Annotated in this window: 18 protein-coding genes and 1 pseudogene; 6 read left to right on the top strand and 13 right to left on the bottom strand. The window is 44.2% G+C overall.

Translation table 11 applies throughout. From position 1 onward, the window contains the following. Positions 1–10 precede the first annotated feature (10 nt). Positions 11–1,030: a COX15/CtaA family protein gene (locus R7O13_RS05385; protein ID WP_239932413.1), complete on the top strand. Its 1,020-nt coding sequence runs from the start codon at positions 11–13 to the stop codon at positions 1,028–1,030. Next, positions 1,023–1,922, top strand: a complete 900-nt coding sequence (gene cyoE / locus R7O13_RS05380) for a heme o synthase (protein ID WP_104976502.1) — start codon at positions 1,023–1,025, stop codon at positions 1,920–1,922. The genes R7O13_RS05385 and cyoE overlap by 8 nt, the downstream gene beginning before the upstream one ends. Positions 1,923–2,004: 82 nt before the next feature. On the opposite strand, the gene R7O13_RS05375 is transcribed toward cyoE, so the two are convergent. Further along, positions 2,005–2,478 carry an FKBP-type peptidyl-prolyl cis-trans isomerase gene (locus R7O13_RS05375; protein WP_005375638.1) on the bottom strand — a complete coding sequence of 158 codons (474 nt, stop codon included), beginning with the start codon at positions 2,476–2,478 and terminating at the stop codon, positions 2,005–2,007. A gap of 13 nt (positions 2,479–2,491) precedes the next feature. Then, positions 2,492–3,124, bottom strand: a complete 633-nt coding sequence (locus R7O13_RS05370) for a thiol:disulfide interchange protein DsbA/DsbL (protein WP_005375635.1) — start codon at positions 3,122–3,124, stop codon at positions 2,492–2,494. A gap of 282 nt (positions 3,125–3,406) precedes the next feature. Between R7O13_RS05370 and R7O13_RS05365 the strand changes: the two genes are divergently transcribed. Then, on the top strand, positions 3,407–4,033 hold the full coding sequence (locus tag R7O13_RS05365) for an OmpA family protein (protein WP_318303221.1): 627 nt from the start codon (positions 3,407–3,409) through the stop codon (positions 4,031–4,033). Positions 4,034–4,224: 191 nt separating this feature from the next. Here R7O13_RS05365 and R7O13_RS05360 read toward each other — a convergent pair whose 3' ends face one another. The 4 genes from R7O13_RS05360 to R7O13_RS05345 form a co-directional block, all read right to left on the bottom strand. Continuing rightward, a complete protein-coding gene (locus R7O13_RS05360) occupies positions 4,225–4,584 on the bottom strand; it encodes a glutaredoxin family protein (protein WP_005375631.1) in 360 nt (119 codons plus the stop codon). A gap of 111 nt (positions 4,585–4,695) precedes the next feature. Continuing rightward, positions 4,696–5,238: a hypothetical protein gene (locus R7O13_RS05355; RefSeq protein ID WP_005375629.1), complete on the bottom strand. Its 543-nt coding sequence runs from the start codon at positions 5,236–5,238 to the stop codon at positions 4,696–4,698. Continuing rightward, entirely contained in the window at positions 5,225–5,770 is a 546-nt protein-coding gene (locus R7O13_RS05350; RefSeq protein WP_005375627.1) for a YaeQ family protein, read from the bottom strand. Before R7O13_RS05350 ends, R7O13_RS05355 begins: the two co-directional genes overlap by 14 nt. A gap of 89 nt (positions 5,771–5,859) precedes the next feature. Further along, a complete protein-coding gene (locus tag R7O13_RS05345; RefSeq protein ID WP_005375625.1) occupies positions 5,860–6,069 on the bottom strand; it encodes a cold-shock protein in 210 nt (69 codons plus the stop codon). 365 nt (positions 6,070–6,434) lie between these two features. Between R7O13_RS05345 and R7O13_RS05340 the strand changes: the two genes are divergently transcribed. From R7O13_RS05340 to R7O13_RS05330, 3 genes and pseudogenes are all read left to right on the top strand, one after another. Beyond that, positions 6,435–6,731 (top strand): alternative ribosome-rescue factor A, encoded by a 297-nt coding sequence (locus R7O13_RS05340; protein WP_017635870.1) that lies wholly within the window; start codon positions 6,435–6,437, stop codon positions 6,729–6,731. Positions 6,732–6,951: 220 nt separating this feature from the next. Further along, on the top strand, positions 6,952–8,394 hold the full coding sequence (locus tag R7O13_RS05335) for a diguanylate cyclase domain-containing protein (RefSeq protein ID WP_017635871.1): 1,443 nt from the start codon (positions 6,952–6,954) through the stop codon (positions 8,392–8,394). 333 nt (positions 8,395–8,727) lie between these two features. Next, positions 8,728–9,619: pseudogene (locus tag R7O13_RS05330) on the top strand (RNA polymerase sigma factor RpoD/SigA). Positions 9,620–9,645: 26 nt separating this feature from the next. On the opposite strand, the gene R7O13_RS05325 reads toward R7O13_RS05330, so the two are convergent. The 7 genes from R7O13_RS05325 to R7O13_RS05295 all read right to left on the bottom strand — a co-directional run bounded on the left by R7O13_RS05325 (position 9,646) and on the right by R7O13_RS05295 (position 19,198). Continuing rightward, positions 9,646–10,020: a hypothetical protein gene (locus R7O13_RS05325; protein ID WP_005375619.1), complete on the bottom strand. Its 375-nt coding sequence runs from the start codon at positions 10,018–10,020 to the stop codon at positions 9,646–9,648. A gap of 105 nt (positions 10,021–10,125) precedes the next feature. Then, positions 10,126–12,264, bottom strand: coding sequence for an ATP-binding cassette domain-containing protein (locus R7O13_RS05320; protein ID WP_053809549.1), 2,139 nt, complete (start codon positions 12,262–12,264; stop codon positions 10,126–10,128). Next, positions 12,261–13,847: an ATP-binding cassette domain-containing protein gene (locus R7O13_RS05315; RefSeq protein ID WP_318303217.1), complete on the bottom strand. Its 1,587-nt coding sequence runs from the start codon at positions 13,845–13,847 to the stop codon at positions 12,261–12,263. The genes R7O13_RS05320 and R7O13_RS05315 overlap by 4 nt, the downstream gene beginning before the upstream one ends. Further along, positions 13,837–15,261 carry a TolC family protein gene (locus tag R7O13_RS05310; protein ID WP_238952546.1) on the bottom strand — a complete coding sequence of 475 codons (1,425 nt, stop codon included), beginning with the start codon at positions 15,259–15,261 and terminating at the stop codon, positions 13,837–13,839. Before R7O13_RS05310 ends, R7O13_RS05315 begins: the two co-directional genes overlap by 11 nt. Next, on the bottom strand, positions 15,236–17,467 hold the full coding sequence (locus R7O13_RS05305) for a response regulator (RefSeq protein WP_258684453.1): 2,232 nt from the start codon (positions 17,465–17,467) through the stop codon (positions 15,236–15,238). The genes R7O13_RS05310 and R7O13_RS05305 overlap by 26 nt, the downstream gene beginning before the upstream one ends. A gap of 3 nt (positions 17,468–17,470) precedes the next feature. Continuing rightward, complete coding sequence (locus R7O13_RS05300) at positions 17,471–18,820, bottom strand: HlyD family type I secretion periplasmic adaptor subunit (RefSeq protein ID WP_318303215.1); 1,350 nt, start codon at positions 18,818–18,820, stop codon at positions 17,471–17,473. 9 nt (positions 18,821–18,829) lie between these two features. After that, positions 18,830–19,198, bottom strand: a complete 369-nt coding sequence (locus R7O13_RS05295) for a hypothetical protein (RefSeq protein ID WP_031777210.1) — start codon at positions 19,196–19,198, stop codon at positions 18,830–18,832. Between the last annotated feature and the right edge of the window lie 77 nt (positions 19,199–19,275).

The raw sequence follows: 19,275 nt of genomic DNA, 5'->3' as shown, positions 1-19,275 counted from the left end.
GGAAGTGCATATGAAATTAATTCAGTTGGTTAGATTCAGTTTGCTCCTAACTTTCGTGGTGATCATGTTAGGGGCATATACTCGCCTTTCAGATGCAGGGTTAGGTTGCCCGGACTGGCCTGGTTGTTATGGGCACTTTTCTGTGCCGCATCAAGAAGAAGACGTCATACGTGCTAACCTGAACTTCCCCGAGCGGGCAGTAGAGCATGAGAAAGCATGGCTTGAGATGATTCATCGCTATTTTGCAGGAACGTTAGGTTTAGTCATTTTTGCGATGGCAGCGATATCAGTAAGGTCTGAGCGTGTAAATTCAACCATTCCGATGTTGCTAAGCGTATTGGTGATTGGGCAGGCACTTTTGGGAATGTGGACAGTTACTCTTAAATTAATGCCCGTCATCGTGATGCTTCACTTGCTCGGTGGTTTTGTTTTATTGGCGTTACAGGCGATTTTTTACTGCCAATTAAAAGCGCAAAACAATCTCTATTTCTCTCCATCTTCTCGCTCTCTGAGAGGCTTTTCATTGTTGGTTTTTCTGGTCGTTTTGGTGCAAGTGCTCCTTGGAGGATGGACTTCGTCAAATTATGCTGCGCTGATGTGTACCACACTGCCGATTTGTGAGGGAGACTGGATGAGCCATCTCTCATGGAAAGAAGCGTTTTCTTTCTGGCAAACTGGATTCGAGAATTATGAATTTGGTGTCTTGGAGTATCCGGCAAGAATGACTATACACGTCACTCATCGTATAGGCGCTATTGTTACCGCCACCGTGGTATTGGCTTATAGTATTGGGCTTATGAGGCAAGATTCTCATCATTCACAGAGAATCGGAGGGTGGTTGTTATTCACTCTGGTGTGCCAAATTATGCTGGGTGTAAGCAACGTAGTATTTCAACTTCCTATCTATGTCGCGGTGGCGCACAACCTTGGTGCCGCTGTTATGTTGAGTCTCGTTTGTGTTAGCCAGTTTTACTTGTGGCAGGGTAAAACGGCTTGGAATTACACCGCGAAAGGAGTTCGCTATGAGTAAAGAAATCGCGCTGTCGTTAAATGGGCGAAAGCGACTAAGTTCCGTTTATTTGAAGTTAACGAAACCTAAAGTGGTGGCGTTAATGTTGGTGACGGCAGTAGTAGGGATGAGCTTAGCCCCGGTTGATGATTTCCCCTGGTTGCAGGCGGTAGTTGGCCTAACGGGGATTGGTCTGATGGCAGGGTCTGCGGCAGCGTTTAATCATCTAATTGACCGCCGAATTGATGCGAGAATGGCACGCACACACAAACGACCATTGCCATCGGGTGAGACTAAGCCATCATCGGTGATAGCCTTCGCTACAGTTTTAGGTGTCTTAGGGTTTGTACTTCTCTATGCGATAGTCAACCCGCTGACGGCATGGTTGACTTTGATGAGTTTGCTCGGCTATGCGATGGTATACACAATGTACCTCAAACGTGCTACGCCCCAAAATATCGTCATTGCAGGGATTGCCGGTGCGATGCCGCCTCTTCTCGGTTGGACTGCTGTAACAGGGCAATTACATGCGAATGCTTGGCTGCTCGTGATGATCATTTTTATCTGGACGCCACCACATTTTTGGGCTCTGGCTATTCATCGTGTCGAGGATTACCGCAAGGTAGATATTCCCATGCTGCCAGTGACACACGGCATTGAGTACACCAAAACTTCTATTCTGTTGTATACGGTGCTATTGACTTTGGTTTGTGTCCTACCGGTTTTGGTTGGTATGGTCGGCGTGGTGTATCTTTTTGCCTCGCTACTACTCAATGTTGGCTTTATGTACCATGCATGGAAGCTAAAATATGCACCAGAGTCAAATACCGCGATGGAGACGTTTAAATTCTCTATCTATCATCTTTTGGCGTTGTTCATTGCATTGCTTTCGGATCACTATATTGGTTTTTAACCTTTCTTAAAACAGAAAACGCCGCGTGGTTCGCGGCGTTTTCTGTTTTGATACTTTGGCTTTAAGACAAAGCTTTCTAGATTTATTGAATTTCTAGCAGCTCAACATCAAAGATCAAAACACTTGCTGGTGGAATTGGGCCAGAGCCACTCTTACCATAGCCAAGCGTGCTTGGTACGAAAAGGCGGATTTTCTCACCTTCTACCATGTATTGTAGACCTTCTTGCCAGCCTTTAATGACTTGGTTAAGACCAAATGAAATAGGCTCACCACGATTAACAGAGCTATCGAATACCGTGCCATCAATCAAGGTGCCGTGGTAGTGTACTTTTACTTTACTTGTTGCCGTTGGGTGAACCTCACCTTCGCCTTTTTCAAGAACCATGTATTGAAGGCCACTTTCTGTTGTGATGACGCCTTCTTTTTTCGCATTTTCTAGTAAGAATGCTTGGCCTTTGGCAAAGTTTTCATCTGCTACTTTATGGTTTGTCCAAGTACGGTAAATGAAAAAGCCCGCCAAAATAAAAATAATAAGAGGAAACAAAAATTTAGACACGTAATCTCCTTGTCTATTTAGGTTGTTTTAGCAAAAAGTTGATGGTTTCTGCCATGGCTTCAACGCTGTCATGACCACCAGTAATCACTTGATATTTTCCGTTTACGATAAAGGCTGGAACGGAGTTAATTTGGCCGCGAGTCGTGATCGCTTCTGCCTTAGTGATGTACTCAAACAGCGTTTTTTGCTGTGCTTCATCTAAATGGTAAGGGCTGATAAGGTTGCGAGACTCAAAGGCTTTCTCTACGGCGATTTGGCGTTCCTCAGCCGTTGCATCGGCACCCATTTGCACAGCAGTAAAAAGATCCGCCATAAACGCTTTATCTGGTGTTGATTCAAGCTGCATTACGGCAGTATAGAAGATGATGGCGCTCACTTGTGCACTTTCATTGAACGTTACATGCATTTTTTCAACGCTTTGATCGGTCAATGATTCAATTTGAGGGACAAACTCTTCCATTGAGCGGCAGTGGCCACAAGTTAAAGAGAATGCTTCAGTCAGGGGAGCTAAATCATATTCTTCAAGGGATACTGGCAAAACTTCGTATTGTTTGCCTTGCTGAGGCTGACTCTTGCCGCTATCGCATGCCGACAAAGCCATTACGGCAACAACAACAGCAAAGCCTTTCGATATGGTTTTTAACATAGTAGTGCTCTAAATGAGAAATTTGCGTTAGTTTATCGGTTAACGATAGTGACTAAAACCATTAAATAACAATAAAGTGAGACCATTGGTAACAGACTTAGCCTGACGTATGGGCTGTAAGGGTAGGGTATTTTAGTGTTGCTTTTTATTTGAGAGATGATTTGGCATTGACTCCAGTGGCATGAACGCTGCATAGACAAACCAATCGGTGGACAAAAGCGCTAAAGATTCGGCGTGTTTTGTCGACACAATGAACAAGAGTTTTTCTACGTTGGTAATGGTATGAAGCATTGTTTTTTAATTGTTTGTGGCATTCTGGCCGGGTGCAGCAGCCTCGATCAAGATATGGTCCCTGGTGGGAACATTTTAGATACAGCTCCTAAATCAAACACTGAGCTGAGACACCCAGAGTGGGGATACCCGAGCGCATCCAATGTGGCTTCTTCCCCTCGTTCATATCAAACGGCGAGGGCGTCAGTAAAAAAGTCGCAAAACGTGACCTCTCTGGAAATGTTCCTGAGCAGGCATAACATTCCTCACGAGACGCTCAGTGGTGGTCACCTGATGATACGTTTGAAAGAGCAAGTGCATTTTCAAACGGGTTCTGCACGGTTATCTGCTCAATCTCAAGACTGGATTCGAAACATTGGTCACTATCTGGCTGGAAGAACTGATGTTGATGTCGTGATTGATGGTCATGCGGATAGCACGGGAGCTGAAAGCTTCAATGACACGCTATCTGAAAAGCGAGCTCGTGAAGTAGAAAAACAACTATTGGCGACGAGTATTCCACGTCAACGAGTGTTTTCTAGAGGCTTCGGAGAGTATGTACCGAAGTGCAGCAATGCGACAGCGAGTGGTAAAGCTTGCAATCGGCGCGTAGAGCTAACATTGATCGTGGATGAATAACGCAGACGTTAGGCGGTAATCTTCGTTGTGTTGTTCTCACATACCCGTTATTTGCTTAGTGGAGTTTAAGTTCGGAGTTGAGCAAGAAGACTGAATAAGGAAAGCTCGCACGGCAACATTTAGCTAGAAAAAATAGAAAAGAGGCACCGTTAGGTGCCTCTTTTACATCCGCCAATGTTCATAGGGGGAACTTAGGCAAATTCTTTTTCAACGTAAGCGACGATGTCAGATGACTCGTATAACCACTGTGTTTCGCCATCTTTTTCGATACGAAGGCAAGGGACTTTAACTCGCCCACCACCTTGCTCTAGTTCAGCTCGATGAGTAGGATTATTTTTTGCATCACGTAGCTCAATGTTCACCGATTGACGCTTCATTGCACGGCGGACCTTTACGCAAAAAGGGCAGGCTTCAAATTGGTAAAGTGCGTATTGTTTCGCTTTTTCATCAATACGTTGCTGTTCTTCTGCGGTGCGCTTAATACCACGAGGTGAGAACACCGCGTTCAGCAATAAGATAACCTTGCCTAAAATCCAACGGATAAACTTCATAATGATCCCTTGATGTTCATTGGGTAACTGTCCTTTAAGAATGCAATCATGATGCTTGTTGCACTGCGCGTGAAGTCTATCAGTTGTTTGAAATGGATAAAACCATGTATTTTATGCGGAAAATAGACGTTTAAACCAACCCCAAAAGCCACTTGCTGAAGCCGGACGGGCTTCCTTACCTTGATAAAAACTTTGCATGAGTTCGGTTCTGAATGCATCAACGTCCATGCGTTTTATGACAAGCTCGTGCTGCAATGTATTTTGAGTCTGCTCAGCATGATCGTGCGCCAAGCTGAAATCCATATTTAAATAGCCTTGCGTGTATAACCAAAGGTGGGTGACTAAGATTAGGTCTTCAGCAGATTGGTTAGTAAACTTATCCGCGTGCTCATTACCCAAGGAGTCAGTCAGAACTTGCTGCATACGCTGGGTAGAGTGAGCATGTTGCTCGTAGTTAGCACTTGCTTCAATATGTGATTTGGTCAAAAGGCCAAGCAGGTGAAGAGTAGGTGCTGTTGTGGGTTTGTTCTCACAAACTTTTGTAAATAGTTGTGACTGTTCTTTTAACCAACGTCGCTTTGCTGCTTTATGTTCTTTAACAAAGGGGATTTCTTCAAATCCCATCTCTTGACTCAGTTCACTAAGAGACGTCATGGTTTTTTAGTTCCTTCACCGTTACTTCGATATGCTGATCATTGATATCAACAAAAATTGAGCTGCCAGTAATCATAACAGAAAGGCTAGTACCTCGGTCAAGGTGCTGACAAATCAAGTCGATAGCGTCATAGTCAAAGCTCTCTACGTTGACGGGAAGCATTGAGAACTTTCCTGACATTTTGTCCCACCAGACAGCCGCTTTGGTGTTATAAGTGTAAACTTTTACATGCTTTGCTAGGCGAGAAGCTTTCTTAATTCTGTCTGGTTCTGGTTCGCCAATTTCAATCCAGTGAGTAATGCTTTGATCATCGCCAACATGCCATAAATCAGGCTCTTCAATCGTAGAGAGTCCTTTTGTAAACTCCAGATTGCTTTGAGCATTTAAACAGTAAGCTAGAATGCGAGCCAACATTCGTTGCGGCTTTTCAGAAGGGTGAAGGGCGATAGTTAGATTTTTAGAATCGTAATAGTCATTATTCATATCGGAAATGGCGATACGAAATTTGTAAATGGTTGGTTTAAGAGCCATAGATTTATATCGTTTTGTTGGCAAAATAAGTTTTAGGCAAAAAAATAGCCAGCTTTAAAAGCTGGCTATCGTATCAAATTCTTTAAGAATTAAAGTACTTTGATTTGCTCTGCTTGAGGGCCTTTTTGACCTTGAGAGATAACAAATTCTACTTTCTGGCCTTCAACTAGAGTACGGAAGCCGTCACCAGTGATTGCAGAGAAGTGAGCAAATACGTCAGGACCGTTTTCTTGTTGAATGAAACCGAAGCCTTTAGTTTCGTTGAACCACTTAACTGTGCCAGTAGCTGTGTTAGACATGTCTATTTCCTAAATATCTAAATAATGTAATCTTTCGCCTCAACGGCGCTTATAGCGTGGAAAAATAAATTGCTATTGCGTACCACAGGACGACGGGTTACAAGTAATCCAACGAAATGTGAAAACAAAGAACTTTCTTTCTAGCCGTGTTTGAGTCTAGGTTAATTCCACGAAGAGTCAACATATATTAGTGCTTTATGGACAAATATTTGTATTTAGTCACTATTTAACCAGCATGTTTTTGATTAAATTTCAAATAAATGACGGTGATGTGAAGTTTTTTAGCATAAAATTCAACTAAATCTATAAATTTGACTTATTTATATAATTATTGTCCAATCTGGTTCGACCATTAAGGAGGATTTATGGCAAAGCGTAAAATCAGTCCTCAACCGAGTGGCTCACAACATGAGACCGACTTCGGCAGAGGTGAAATCAAAGACAACGCGTTAAAAGCGGTTGTTACCAGTCAGCTGTTCCAAACACGAGTCGTTAAAGCGAAAAAAGGTAAAGGTAGCTTCAGCCGTAAAATGAAGCATAGAGGCAAAGAGCCCTATTCAAAGTTCTCCCCAAGGTGGATTTTGAATAGGGCTTTTTTGTTGGTACTAGGTGTTTGCAAAACTGATGATATTCAATTTTTAGTACCAGATAAGTTTTCCTAATTTATCATGTACTGCTTCAACTGCTTCAACTGCTTCAACTGCTTCAACTGCTTCAACTGCTTCAGCGAGCTAGGCGTTGAAAGTACCAATTAAGTACTAAAACTTACTAAGTTAGATTCATATCAATAAGCGTCACTTCCTGTCTTATGCAACTCTACTATATCTTTAGTCTAATCAAACAGCCGAGATTATGGTTTAAAAAGACTGGTGAGAAGTAGGTATGTCATCGACGAGTTATGGTACTTATGGTTGCAAATGTAAAAAAGCGTGTGCTTCTTTATTACTACTGTGGCTGTCCATTTGTCCGATGGCGCATGCACACAAGTCAGAGTCTCATTCTTTAATTGTTGCTAACTCCAAAGCGTGGAAGCCGTTCTCTTACCTTAGCCCAGATGGTGAACCTAAAGGTATTTTAATCGACTTTTGGAAAGAGTACGCGGCGAACAACCAAATCGACGTTCAGTTTCTCCTTTTGGATTGGGATGCTTCTTTACAAGCCGTAAAAGAGGGTAAGGCTGACTTTCACGGAGGACTTGTCTACTCGCCCGAAAGAGCGAAGTATATGGACTTTGGCGCAGTCATAATGCCTATCCAAACCAAACTGTACGTAAATAAAGATGTACTTTCGGTTGATATCAGGAGTGTTTTAACTGGCGAAATGACGCTGCCAATTGGCGTTGTTAAAGGAAGTTACGAGTCTGAGTTTGTTCAGACGAATTATCCGAATGCACCTATCGCAGAATACATTAACAATGATTCGATGATACAAGCCGCCGTCGATAAAAAGGTGCTGTACTTTGTTGCAGACCTGCAAGTTGCTAACTTTTATATGGCAACCACGCCGGGAGCGGGTATGTTTGTCCCGACAATTAGCTTATATAGTAAAGATCTTCGGATTGCAGCAGGAATGCACAGTGCAACTTCCATTTTAGAGGTATCAAGAGCGTTTGAAAAAGTCATCGATACGGATCGTGAGCGGATCCTCACCCGTTGGAGTGTGGTGAAAACGGTTTATCCACTTTATCTTTTCCCTATTGCTATTTTCATTATGGCGGTTGCAACGCTTTATCATATTTTTGCCCTCAAACGTATGGTTGCTCTTCGGACAAGGCAGTTAACGATTGCCAATCAGCAATTGCTAGAGATGACGTTGACGGATTCTCTCACAAAGCTATACAACCGTAGACACCTGATTGAGCAATTGGCGCTACTGAATCATTTGAAGCGAAACTTAACGGTGATGGTGTTTGATATTGATGATTTTAAATCAATCAATGATCGATATGGCCACCTTGCTGGAGACCGAGCAATAGTTGCCATCGCAGAAGCCGCTAAGTCGATGACTGATGACCGAATGACATTGGCGAGAATTGGAGGAGAAGAGTTCGCACTCGTTACGTCTTCTCTGTCAGAGCGAGAAGCGCTCAATTTTGCCAATATGCTTTGTAAAGCCGTTTACGATCAGCCTGTTATACTGGGCGGACAAGCAATTCATTTGAGTATCAGTTTGGGCTGTGCTTACTATCCTGAGTTTACCCACATCGTGAGCTTGCAAGATGCTGACGAGTTGATGTATCAAGGTAAGTCTGAAGGAAAGAATCGTGCAGTTTTCCAAGTTATAACAGACTGTCAGCTTCAACCTGCGCTTCGTCAAGTGAATTAGGTCTCGCTAATTCAACTGATACTTCAAACCATCCTCAAGCCTCAAAGGTTTAGTCAGAGTAACGTGGTAAGCGTTGACGATTACGTTGCGTTGTTTTCTTTGAGGCCAATTTGCGTACAAATATTCGCACTTTCATATATATAACCCCCCACCTGCTCACGTTTTTATCATAGAAGCAGTAATTGTTTTAAAGTGATAAGCGATTTCTTGGTAAAGATCAGAACCCCTGTCTACACTCAGTGTAAAGTAATGCATATAAAGCATGATGCATACGGTGTTGTACAAAAACAATTAAAGAAGATAAGAAATAAGTTGGCTTGAGAAGGACGGGGAATGAACAACGAATGCTTTGCTAGGTTCCGAGCTGTCACGGATGAACTGTCAATGAAAGAATCGTTGTCAGTTGGGAAAGACCCTTATGCTCACTATCTCAAAGATATTGTGGGGATTGATTTGTTGTCTCGTGAAGAGGAGTTGCATTACGCCAAACTTAATCGAGCTGGTGATGAAGAAGCGCGCGAAATGTTGATTGAGTCTAATCTTCGACTTGTTGTGAAAATCGCAAAAGGCTACCTCAAACGGCCAGGCAATAACTTTACTCTGCTCGATTTAATAGAAGAAGGTAACATTGGTTTGATAAAAGCGGTCGATAAGTTCGATCCTGAGCCAGGCTACCGTTTTTCTACTTATGCGGTATGGTGGATTCGCGAGAATATAGAAGCGGCATTAATGAACAATGGCCGCACGGTACGTTTACCTGCTCATGTGTGCAAAGAGATAAATAGCCTGGCTTTAAAAAAGCTCGATGCGTCAAAAAAGTGAGAGCAAGGAGTTGTCTATTTCTGAACTCTCACGCTGCTCAGGGGTGAAAGCAGAGCGTATAGATGAACTTGTTGCTCTTAGTGGTTTTATTGATGTATCGACCACTGCGGACCTTCATCGTGTTCCATTTGTTCTTGAACTGTGTGAAAGTGAGTATACGCCAGATCCACAACAAGACTGTGAAAACCAGTGCTTTACTCAAGCTATTGAAAATATTATTAAAACCTTGCCAACTAAGTTGCAGAAAGTCTTAATCCATCGATTCGGATTATTTGACCAGAGAGTGAAAACCTTGTCGGAAATAGGCCTGTTGTTAAACGTGTCTAACGAGCGTGTTCGTCAGATGCAGATAGAGGCGGTTGAACGCGTGCAGAAACGTCTCCGATTCGATGGTTGGGTTTAAGATTTTTAGCCCCTTATCCTAGCCGATTAATTTACTGGCTTGCTACTCTGTTCTTCCGTAAGTAACAGCAGCTCAAGCTGTGCTTTAGCTGCTGCCTCCAATCTCCATACACTCAATAATCGGTTAAGTGCTGCGCGATAAGTACGACTTTTGAGTAAAAAAGCGAGCGTACTTGTGTAGTTGTTTACGACTTGCGCTTGTGTCTCGACTAATGCGGTTTTGTTTTCGATGTCGATGTGTTGAAGGTTAAAGTCAGGAAGAAACGCACACTCATACCATACCTCTACAATTTCACGAATTTCGAGTTCTTCTTCAGGCACGTCAAAGTCTTGTAACTGGTAGTTTTCTGGTATCGTTGATAAATAAACCACATCCAATTTGTCTGCAACAAATGTATACATCGGATTCCTTAGTGTACGCGCTTACAGAGTAAATAGTCTCATCGTTTACATTTTTGTCAATGACCGTGCTCAATTATGAATGATGAACCACACCACATTCCGAACTTAACTTAGACTTTTTAAGTACTTATCGGTTAACCCGAAATACTTCAAGTTGCCATCTGGCTCCAAGACTAAGCTCATATTGGAAGTAGAGATCATGCCCGGATCATTCGTTGAGAAAATAACGGTCTTATTGAGTAGTTTGTCGCTGAATAACCGCTTGAAGTAGTGCGAGTTTTCTTGCTCTGCACCATTAAATGGCTCGTCAATGATAATCAAAGATTGTTCGCAGTTGCCTAGCCCTAATGCGAGCCGCAGTCTTTGTTGAATACCATTTGGTAAACTTTTACAGATATCAACGCTCAATTGAGTGTCCAGGCCTTGTGGCAACCATGTATCGAGCTCAAAGAAACTCACCATTTCACGCATTTTTTCTGTTGGGATTAACCCATTATGCAAGATGAAGTTAGTCTCCAAGGAGCCTTCAAAAATATGCAGGTTAAACGGGATGTAGTTAATCGAGGTTCGATAGCGGTAACTGTTGAATTGTTTGATGTTATAACCGTCCACCGAAACTGAGCCTTGATAGCGTTCCTCTAGCCCAGCGATAATAGAAATGAGCGTCGTTTTACCGCAACCTGTTGGTCCACAAATCACAACTTTTGCGCCCGGTGGAATTTTAAAACCAAGATTAGTTAAGCCTGTTGCCGCACCACTATAACGATGGCTCACACCAGAGCCGACGATACTACCTTGAAAGAGGCGAATAGGGGGGCTTTTCTCTAACGTTAGCTTATCGTCATTCATCGCCATAAGGTTGTTGATTTGCGCAGAAGACGCCTTAATGGATTGGAACTTAGAAATAGAGTTGTAGATGCCCATAATAGGCCCCAACGCCTTCCAGACTAAAATTACGGTAGCAAGCATTGCACCTGCATCGGAGGTGCCGTCCATCACGCCGATAACGGCCGCGACGATACTTGCGGTACCAATAACCTGAATCAAACTCCCGCCTGCTGCCTGAACCCTGCTATTAGTCACTGAAACATGTTCTGCATCGTTGGTGCTTTGTAAATGCGATGCGCTAAAGCGGGACTGGATAACACGCAACAATGGCAAGCCTTGGATAGTTTTTATACCACGAAGAATCTCATTCCATTGGTAAGAAACCATGGCGTTGGCGCGAGAGCTCTTGGACGTGGCTTGCGAGTAGATGTAACGAGAATAAACACAGAACACCAACATTAGAATCAACCCCGCCATAACGACTAGCGCCGCGGTACCAGACATAAGAGCAATGGCAATAATGAATACGATAACAAACGGCATGTCGAAGTAGCTTAATGTTGACTCTGCGGTTACCAAACGGCGGAACGTGTCGATGTCTTTCAAACGCGCTAACTGAGAAGAGACACCTGCGGTGGATGTCATCGAATAAGGAAGCCACAACAGTTTGGATATTACGTTTTGAGAAATATGCACCGCCAAATCCTTTCCTGATGTGGCGATGATGTTGACCCGCATTTTCTTGAAAAAGTATTCCGAGAACCCAACAATCACAGCAAATAACGTGAGCCAATAAAGCGTGGCTTGCGAGCTAGAGGTTAAGGCGAAGTTGTACACACTCATAATAAAAAAGGGCTGGAGTGCGCCGAGAATGCTGACCACGAAGCTGAGAATAATCAGGCTTTTGAGTTCATTGTTGTAGCGATAAAACGCGTATTTAATCCAGTTACTGCGGTCTTGAGATTCAGGTGGCGGTTCTCGGAATAAGCGGGAGTATTCGCTGATCGAGACCAACAAGCACGGCTTCTTGCAGAGCGGGTATTCAATGGTGTTGTTATTTGTGTAATCAAACAGGATCAGTTTGCCGTCTTTAGTGCCCAAGAAAATCGCAGTGAGGTTTTCTATCTCGATAAAACAAGGATGAGGATGCCCCTCGATGTGCTCCAACGTTTTTAGTTTGGTGACGTCACAACGGTAACCAAGGCGTTCAATCGTAGCGATAAAACTATCGCTGTCTTTTGGTTTAGGGATAAAAGCGTCGCTGAGGATAGAAGGTGTGCCTTCCCATTCAAGCGCTATGAGGGTGTAAGCTAAACCACGAATCAAAGGTGACTGATTGTATCGCTCGTCATAACTGCGAGCCTCAAAGTCCAACAAGCGCTGAGGGACATTATTAAAATCAACCAAAATACTCATTGGTCACCTCCGGTAAGTTTGACGCGTTTGAGGCGATGATTGAGTTTGTCCATCTTGTTGCTGACGATGATGAGGATTTTGTCGTTGGCGCGATAGGCGGTGCTGGTCAAAACCAATCGAGCAAAGTCGTCATCATAAACACAGTCGATGTCGTCGAAGATCAACACACGTTTGTTCGCGAGTAAGGCACGCACTAACAACAAGGCATAAGCGACTTGGCGCGAGAATGGGTTGCGTAAATGTCCTTTAAGCTCGGTGTAAAAACCAGCGGGAAGGGCATCGATTTGTGCCTTGATGTTCATGGTTTCGCAAAGCGCAAATGCCGTGTTGTTTAAGCTCGGGCGGAAACAAGTCAAGTTGTCGATGATGGTGCCTTCGACGAACGAACTGGTTTTGTCGACCATGAGCACGCTATTACGCCAGACGTTGTAGTTGACGTCATCGAGCGGTGTCTCGTTGATTTGGATATCGAGCTTGCTGTCGGTGTTTTGCCGCGTAATGCAATTGGCGAGGTGGGTTTTACCTGCGCCGCTTTTCCCCGTCAGCAAGTAAGCCTGACCGCGTTCAAACTCAATGCGTTGTTTTTCCGAATACTTCACCGAGATGCGCTCGACTTCCGTCGTGTCGTTTTGTTGTTCTATAGATGCAGCAAGCTCAAGCAGCTCGGCGATACGTTGAATATGAAGCTTGTTCAACTCCCATCGACTCACCGTGCGCATTACTTGCTGGTATGGCGCGAAGTAGCGGTTGGTAAGCATGATGATGGCAGCCATGATGCCTTGGCTAGATTGCATGTTGATAACTGCCGTTGCCAAAACTACCACCACACAAGCAATGGAGAGCTGTTGTATGAGCGACAAGATAAGGCTGAAGTTTGATTCAATTTGCTCGTACTTGATGTTCTCGACTTCACGCTCTTCCACCATTTGTGTCATCAAGCTCTCAACGCGATATTCCATATTGCGCGCTTTGATATCGAGTGGGCTAGAGATGATCTCGATGATTTTCGAGGTGGTTAAGCCTTCGATGTCGGATTTGTTTTCTAGGCTGTTGATCTTTTGCTTAGAGAGGCTGAGTGCGAACACTGCTAAAACGATGGAGGCGAGCAAGATGGTCACCCCTGCCCAGATGTTGATCAGACCGATAATCAGAATGGTCAGTATGCTGACAGCAAGGTTGATCAATGCCCGTACAGATTCTCCGCCAAAGAAGGATTTAATCTCTGGAATGGTCGCAATACGCTCTAGGTATTCACCGGGTTCTAGACGACGAAACTTCGATATCTCAGCCAAACAGATTGATTGAAACACCTTGTTGGTTAAGTTGGTTTCGAATTGCTTCATGATCACCGACGAAATCTTCTCTTCCTGATTCTTTAAGTGATAGTCGAGGAAGATGGTGATCAAGATAATGGCAAACAGAAGAAACAGCGTGTCTTTGGCTTGGTTAGGTAAAACACGGTCAAAGATAATAAGAATCGAAAAGGGCAGCACTAAACCAAACAGTGTTGAGATGACCGTTGAGAAAGTCAGATAACACTTGTCAGCAAAGTTAATCTTTTGGGAAAAGTGCTCAGTTTGCATTGCGACCTCCTTTCTTAATCGATGGTTTAGAGAGAAGGTGTTTTGGAACTAAGTCTTGATTGCTTCTGCCTTCGATATCGCTCATCAACTGCATGATGCTTTCGATAGATTGAACCGATAGCATGCCTTTGATTTGCTCAAGATTGATCGATTCAATGATGTAGTCATAGCGCGCGCTCTCGTAATCACGTAGCGCGCTGAACAGTTTACTTTCCGCTGCCAGTAAGTCGGTAATGGTTCGCGTACCAAGCTGATAGGCGCGTTGAATGCCTTTGTAGGAAGCGTAGTTGGCACGGATGATGTTCTCGTAACTGCTGATGGCGCGGGAGAAGTCATTAATGTTGAGTACTGAGGTGTTAACGCTATTGCGCGTCGCGAACAATGAATCTTGGTACAGCAGCTCGGTTCGCTCGATGGCAGTCGACGATTTTTGATAACCGTAGTAATCCGAACCGCCGGAGAAAATTGGCACATTCAAGTTCAACCCGACGCTGGTCGAGTTACTGTCCCCTGTTGCGGTTGGGTCGGTTCGGTCATAGTTGTTCGCATCGTCGTAACGGTAACTGGCAGAGAGCGATACGGTCGGCACAAAGTTTGAACCGCTTTCTTTCAAGCCTCTTCGGCTGCGCTCGACGGTTTTCTTCGCAACCAATAAGTCGTTATTGAGCTTCAAAGCTTGTTCAAGAATCTCACGTTGTTCGGATTCGCTGATTTCCGCCAAGGGCACGCTTTCGTAGATGTCTTGTGATGGGGTGACTGGGTATTGAACTTGAATCTCTAAACCGTTCAAAATTACGCGCCGGTCTTTCTCTAAGGTTCTTAAGCGATTGGCAATGCCTTCTTTCTGGGCAATTACCTCATACAACTCGCTCGCCGCAGTGTTGCCAAGTTCCACGTTGCGACGCATTTGGCGCTCACGTGTTTCAGACGATTTAAGTTCTACTTGGGTGGCTTTGATTTGCGCGTTGTTTTTGAGGTATTCGAAATATTGCGTCGCGATTTCAGAAATGGTGCTCTGGATTTTGTTCTCGTGTTTGATTTCTTCAATGTTGAAATCAAGCTTCGCGGTGCCGTATTTGAAGATGTCGCCAAGGTTAAACACCGATTGCGATAAAGACACGCTGTAGCTATTTGAGTTGTAGCTTGAACGTTTATCTGGTGTTCCCGTTAATATGGTCTCGTTTTCATTCCATGTTGTATCAGCGGCACCGTTTAAAGAAGGCAGGAACTTAGAACGGCTAATGTCGATGTTGTATTCGTTTTCTTCCACGCCTTTGTCACTAGCGCGCAGAGATAAATTGTTTTCCAAGCCGAGTTTGACCGCCTCAAGCAAGGTGGTCGCCATTGCCGAAGGAGCGTTGCTCAATGTAAGCGCTGCCAATACACAGCTAGTTAAGTTTCTGTACCGCCACATACTTGTTGATCACCTTGATGATTTCGTCGTTTTTATAAGGTTTGCTGATCACGTAATCCATTCCAGCTTCGATACAAGCTTGGTGTTCATTACTGCTGGTCAATGCTGTCGCACCTATAATGGTGCAAGGGTTCTGTCCGCTCTCTTGTTCGTATTGTCGAATGCGTTTGGTCGCTTCAATGCCGCCCATGCCCGGCATGATGCAGTCCATAAAAATGATGTCTGAGCGCTGATTCATGAAATGCTGAACGGCGTCTGCGCCATCGCCAACGGTGTCGGCTTCGTATTCTTGCTTGCTCAAAATACGTTTGAGTAGAATCTGTTGAACACGGTCATCCTCCACAATCAGGAATGAGCTGTTCTCCATCTGTTCTTCTGAGGCTTCCGCTTCCATGATTGCTAAAAGATTGGGGATAAACTCATACGGAATCGCAGGGGAGTTCAGAATCTTGTCGACAAAGGTATGGCTCTCTTGCGCTTGCTGAGTGCTAGTGACCGAGAGCAGCAACTTGGTGTTCGGGTGATTGCGCAGTTGCGATTTCACCGTTTTGCTCAGTGAGGGCAGCTTGTTTGGCTCGAACGTGTCGGTCAGCATGATGGCATCGTATTCGCCAAAGGTTTTTGCCGCAGAGAAGAGTTCGTTCGGCGTTCGAATTGGCGTAATCTCTAAGCCCAAGTTGACTAACATTTTGCTCATCACATCAATGCGCAGCTGAGAGTTGGCACACAGTAATAGGCGCTTATTGTCGAAGCGAGTTTTCTCGGTGTGGAAGCTTTTGGCTTTCAAATCGAGCTGAATTTGAAAACGTTCCTGATTGCCCGATTGATACCAATGGCTCTCGTAATAGCCATAATCTTTCAACACGCTTTTCGCCAAATCGTCTTTGGTTGCAGTGTGCTGTTTATGGTCGCTCCAGTGTAGGGTATTGAGCTTGGCAAGCGGCACATCCAGCGTGGTTAAGAAGTTTAGATTGATGGTCAGGCGGGTATTTTCAATGTCTGACGCCGCACCTGATTCAATGGTGACAAACAGTTTCTTGTCGGCTTTGAGTTGGATGGCATTTGATAGCTGAAGGAACAACACCCAGAATAAGCTGGTGGATTGTCCTTCAACACGGTTTGGTAAGTTATCTGAGATAAAGCAGTCTAGCTCACCTTCATTTCGCTGCACTTTTGAACTGATGTGAATCATCAATTCAGACAGTACATTCAGCAGTGAAAACTCTTTCGATTTGCTCTCGGTCCCTTGTGAAATGAGTCGGTTGTAGTTCTCTGCCAATTCAGACAGGGTATTGGCAGCTGAGGTTATATCTTGCGCCATCAACACTCCGCTCTCATCGGTCTCTTGAACGAGATATTGCACGCCGCCGTTAATGGTGTTGGTGATGCCACGAATCTCGTAACCAATCAGAGCATAGAGCTGCTTGTAGAGATCGTTATTGCGTTTTTGCTCTTCGAGTTTGCTGAAAATCAGTTTTAGGTGTGAGTAGATCTGACGCTGCTTAGGATTGATGCTCACTTCATTCAGCAACTCTTCCAACCTTTGTAAATCCAGTAGTTTGAGTTCTTGATAAAGCTCATCGAATTCTTGGTCAATGTCACGCTCATTCGAGCTGGATTTTTTCAGTTTAAGGATTGCCACCAAGTTCGATAGCACTGCGATACCCACCAGTACGACAACGACCACAAACAACCAAATGAAGAACTCGTTTTTCTCCATCATTAGGTCGCTCGCATGGTTGTTAAATATGGTCCGGTAGTTGTCGTCCATTTGTAGGTAGTTATTGGTGAGCGAGAGGTACAGTGCCAACACATCGTCGCGTGTTTTTTGGCTGTCTGAGAAGCGATTGATTGCCAGTTCAAGCTGCGTGTATTCGGTCGCGCCCACCAAGCTAAACTCGGTTTTGTTGAGTGACGCGAGCGACTTAAATTGGTCAATTTCGTCTTTCAGAACCTCAAAATCAAGCTCTGTTGTACTGCAATAACGTGCGCTTAAACAGCGTTGAAGCGTTTGAATATCAAACTCGATAGTTTGGTTGAGCTGTTGAGCTTGAACCAACAGAGGCGCGTTTTGCACTTTCTCGACTGAATCCACTTTTTCCCAAGAGATATACAAATAAAAGGCGAGGGCAGCCAGCATCAAGCTGAAAGCGATGCTTAGGCGCATAACAGGAACGGAAATATTGTAAGAAGGTTTGCTACTCATCCATCACCTCTCATCGAATGCGTCTTCGATAGCCGACATAACCGGCTTCGCAGCGTATTCGATAACCCGACGCGACCCTGTTTTCACGTCGGCGGTAAACTCCATGTAAGGGGACAGTTTGTATTGTGTGCCTCCACGCTCTAGATAGTTTTGGCTGATTTGGATTTCAGCGAGGTAGAATTCTGCGTCCTCTTCTTCATAAGACGAACGGCTGATCGACGCGATTCGACCTTCCAAAAATCCGTACTTGGCAAAGTTGTAGGTGTCCATCTTCACTTTGACTGCCTGTCCGATTTCAACAAAGCCCATGTCTTTACGTGGAATCTTCGCTTCGCCATGAAGGGAGTTATTAATCGGCGCAATGTCCGCGATGCTTTCACCTGGCGGTATCACAGCGGAGCGGAAGTTGAAGTGCACTTTATCTACTACACCGTCAATAGGGGCGTAAACCACGAGGCGATCCACTTTATCTGAGTGTTGAGGACGTAATATACGCTTCAACTTTAAGTCCTTGTTTGCTTGAATGATTTGTGCTTGATACTCGGCATTACGATTCTCCACCAAGTCTCGGTACTGCTTCTCTAGTTTGTCGAGTTGGAAGCGCTCATTCATGACCGACTCATCAAGGTTTTCTATCTCACGCACCATGTTTGACTCTTGAACCTGCATATTCAGAACATCGACGTAAGACGCCATTTCCTCTTTGTACAAGGTGTTCTTAATATTGAGCTGCTTGCGTATCAAGGAGAGCTGGTTCTCGGAGCTTTTACGGCGCTTGAGCATTGAATCAATAAGCGAATTCTTATGTTGGATATCGTGAGTGATCAACTCTTCATTGGAACGGTTTTTAGAAAATTCTTGCTGCCAGGTATTCATGTTGACTTGCACTAATTCTGGGTACTTTTCGATGTAGGCAGAAAAATCGGGTTCCACCATATCGCGCAGGCTTTCGTAACGAATCTTGTCTAGCTCTAGCTGAATGATCTCTGTGTTTACCGTATCGAGTTGAGTGTTTCTATCCAGAGAGCGAAGGCGTGCAATAGGCTGACCTTCATAAACCACTTCGCCTTTGCGCACTAGCATTTCTTCTAGAATACCGCCTTCAAGGTGTTGCACTTTTTCGATGTCAGATTCGAGCAATAGCTCACCGCGCACCGACACCACAATGTCGATACGAGCCTGAGATGCCACGGCGATAGCCACCATGGAAAGCAAAAAGATAACCAGCAAGGTTTTGTGTACGCTGGTCATTGCACTGGCTAGCACGATTGTATCGTCTGCTGTTACCTTCGAAGCTTCGTTGTTCGAAACGAGTGCCTTTTTGAGGTGATGTTCTATTTGCTTATTACTCATGAGCCACCCCTACGATTCACTACCTGTGCGGCTATCGATTGAATTTTCGATTTTTAACAGCTGGCTAATTTGTTTGTTTACGTTGTTAAGCTCGGTTTTAACGTCCTCGATCAATTCATTAGGAGCAGGGAAATGGTGTTTGTTTAAGTGTTCAAGCTTTGCCAATTTTGGTGGTAAGTCGTCATCACATAACAAGACGAGAATGGTCTTTAGCCTTTTTGAATAACATCTGAGTGCTTCAAAACGGTTTTGTTTATGCAGCATCTCAATATCAATCCCTGCATCACTGAAATCTTGGTAAAAATCGCCTAATAGCAATTGCAGCCCTTTATGGCTGTTGTCGACTGAGCGCAACAGATTTGTCATATTTATCATTATCCCACCGCACTAATTGCTTTAATGACAACAAGTAAGGATCTTTATACTGGGTTTTCAAATTTTTTTGTTTTTATGGA

Source organism: Vibrio sp. Y176 (genome assembly GCF_033438945.1).
The sequence above is the reverse complement of the archived record's forward strand: the minus strand, read 5'-3'. Positions and strand labels throughout refer to the sequence as shown.

What these genes read in the sequence shown, in the direction of transcription:
- R7O13_RS05365 (WP_318303221.1), top strand. Translation starts at nt 3,407, where the DNA reads ATGAAGCATTGTTTTTTAATTGTTTGTGGCATTCTGGCCGGGTGCAGC.
- R7O13_RS05300 (WP_318303215.1), bottom strand. Translation starts at nt 18,820, where the DNA reads ATGAGTAATAAGCAAATAGAACATCACCTCAAAAAGGCACTCGTTTCG.
- R7O13_RS05385 (WP_239932413.1), top strand. Translation starts at nt 11, where the DNA reads ATGAAATTAATTCAGTTGGTTAGATTCAGTTTGCTCCTAACTTTCGTG.
- R7O13_RS05345 (WP_005375625.1), bottom strand. Translation starts at nt 6,069, where the DNA reads ATGTCTAACACAGCTACTGGCACAGTTAAGTGGTTCAACGAAACTAAA.
- R7O13_RS05315 (WP_318303217.1), bottom strand. Translation starts at nt 13,847, where the DNA reads ATGCAAACTGAGCACTTTTCCCAAAAGATTAACTTTGCTGACAAGTGT.
- R7O13_RS05325 (WP_005375619.1), bottom strand. Translation starts at nt 10,020, where the DNA reads ATGTATACATTTGTTGCAGACAAATTGGATGTGGTTTATTTATCAACG.
- R7O13_RS05320 (WP_053809549.1), bottom strand. Translation starts at nt 12,264, where the DNA reads ATGAGTATTTTGGTTGATTTTAATAATGTCCCTCAGCGCTTGTTGGAC.
- R7O13_RS05335 (WP_017635871.1), top strand. Translation starts at nt 6,952, where the DNA reads ATGTCATCGACGAGTTATGGTACTTATGGTTGCAAATGTAAAAAAGCG.
- R7O13_RS05370 (WP_005375635.1), bottom strand. Translation starts at nt 3,124, where the DNA reads ATGTTAAAAACCATATCGAAAGGCTTTGCTGTTGTTGTTGCCGTAATG.
- R7O13_RS05305 (WP_258684453.1), bottom strand. Translation starts at nt 17,467, where the DNA reads ATGAGTAGCAAACCTTCTTACAATATTTCCGTTCCTGTTATGCGCCTA.
- R7O13_RS05310 (WP_238952546.1), bottom strand. Translation starts at nt 15,261, where the DNA reads ATGTGGCGGTACAGAAACTTAACTAGCTGTGTATTGGCAGCGCTTACA.
- R7O13_RS05350 (WP_005375627.1), bottom strand. Translation starts at nt 5,770, where the DNA reads ATGGCTCTTAAACCAACCATTTACAAATTTCGTATCGCCATTTCCGAT.
- R7O13_RS05355 (WP_005375629.1), bottom strand. Translation starts at nt 5,238, where the DNA reads ATGACGTCTCTTAGTGAACTGAGTCAAGAGATGGGATTTGAAGAAATC.
- cyoE (WP_104976502.1), top strand. Translation starts at nt 1,023, where the DNA reads ATGAGTAAAGAAATCGCGCTGTCGTTAAATGGGCGAAAGCGACTAAGT.
- R7O13_RS05340 (WP_017635870.1), top strand. Translation starts at nt 6,435, where the DNA reads ATGGCAAAGCGTAAAATCAGTCCTCAACCGAGTGGCTCACAACATGAG.
- R7O13_RS05360 (WP_005375631.1), bottom strand. Translation starts at nt 4,584, where the DNA reads ATGAAGTTTATCCGTTGGATTTTAGGCAAGGTTATCTTATTGCTGAAC.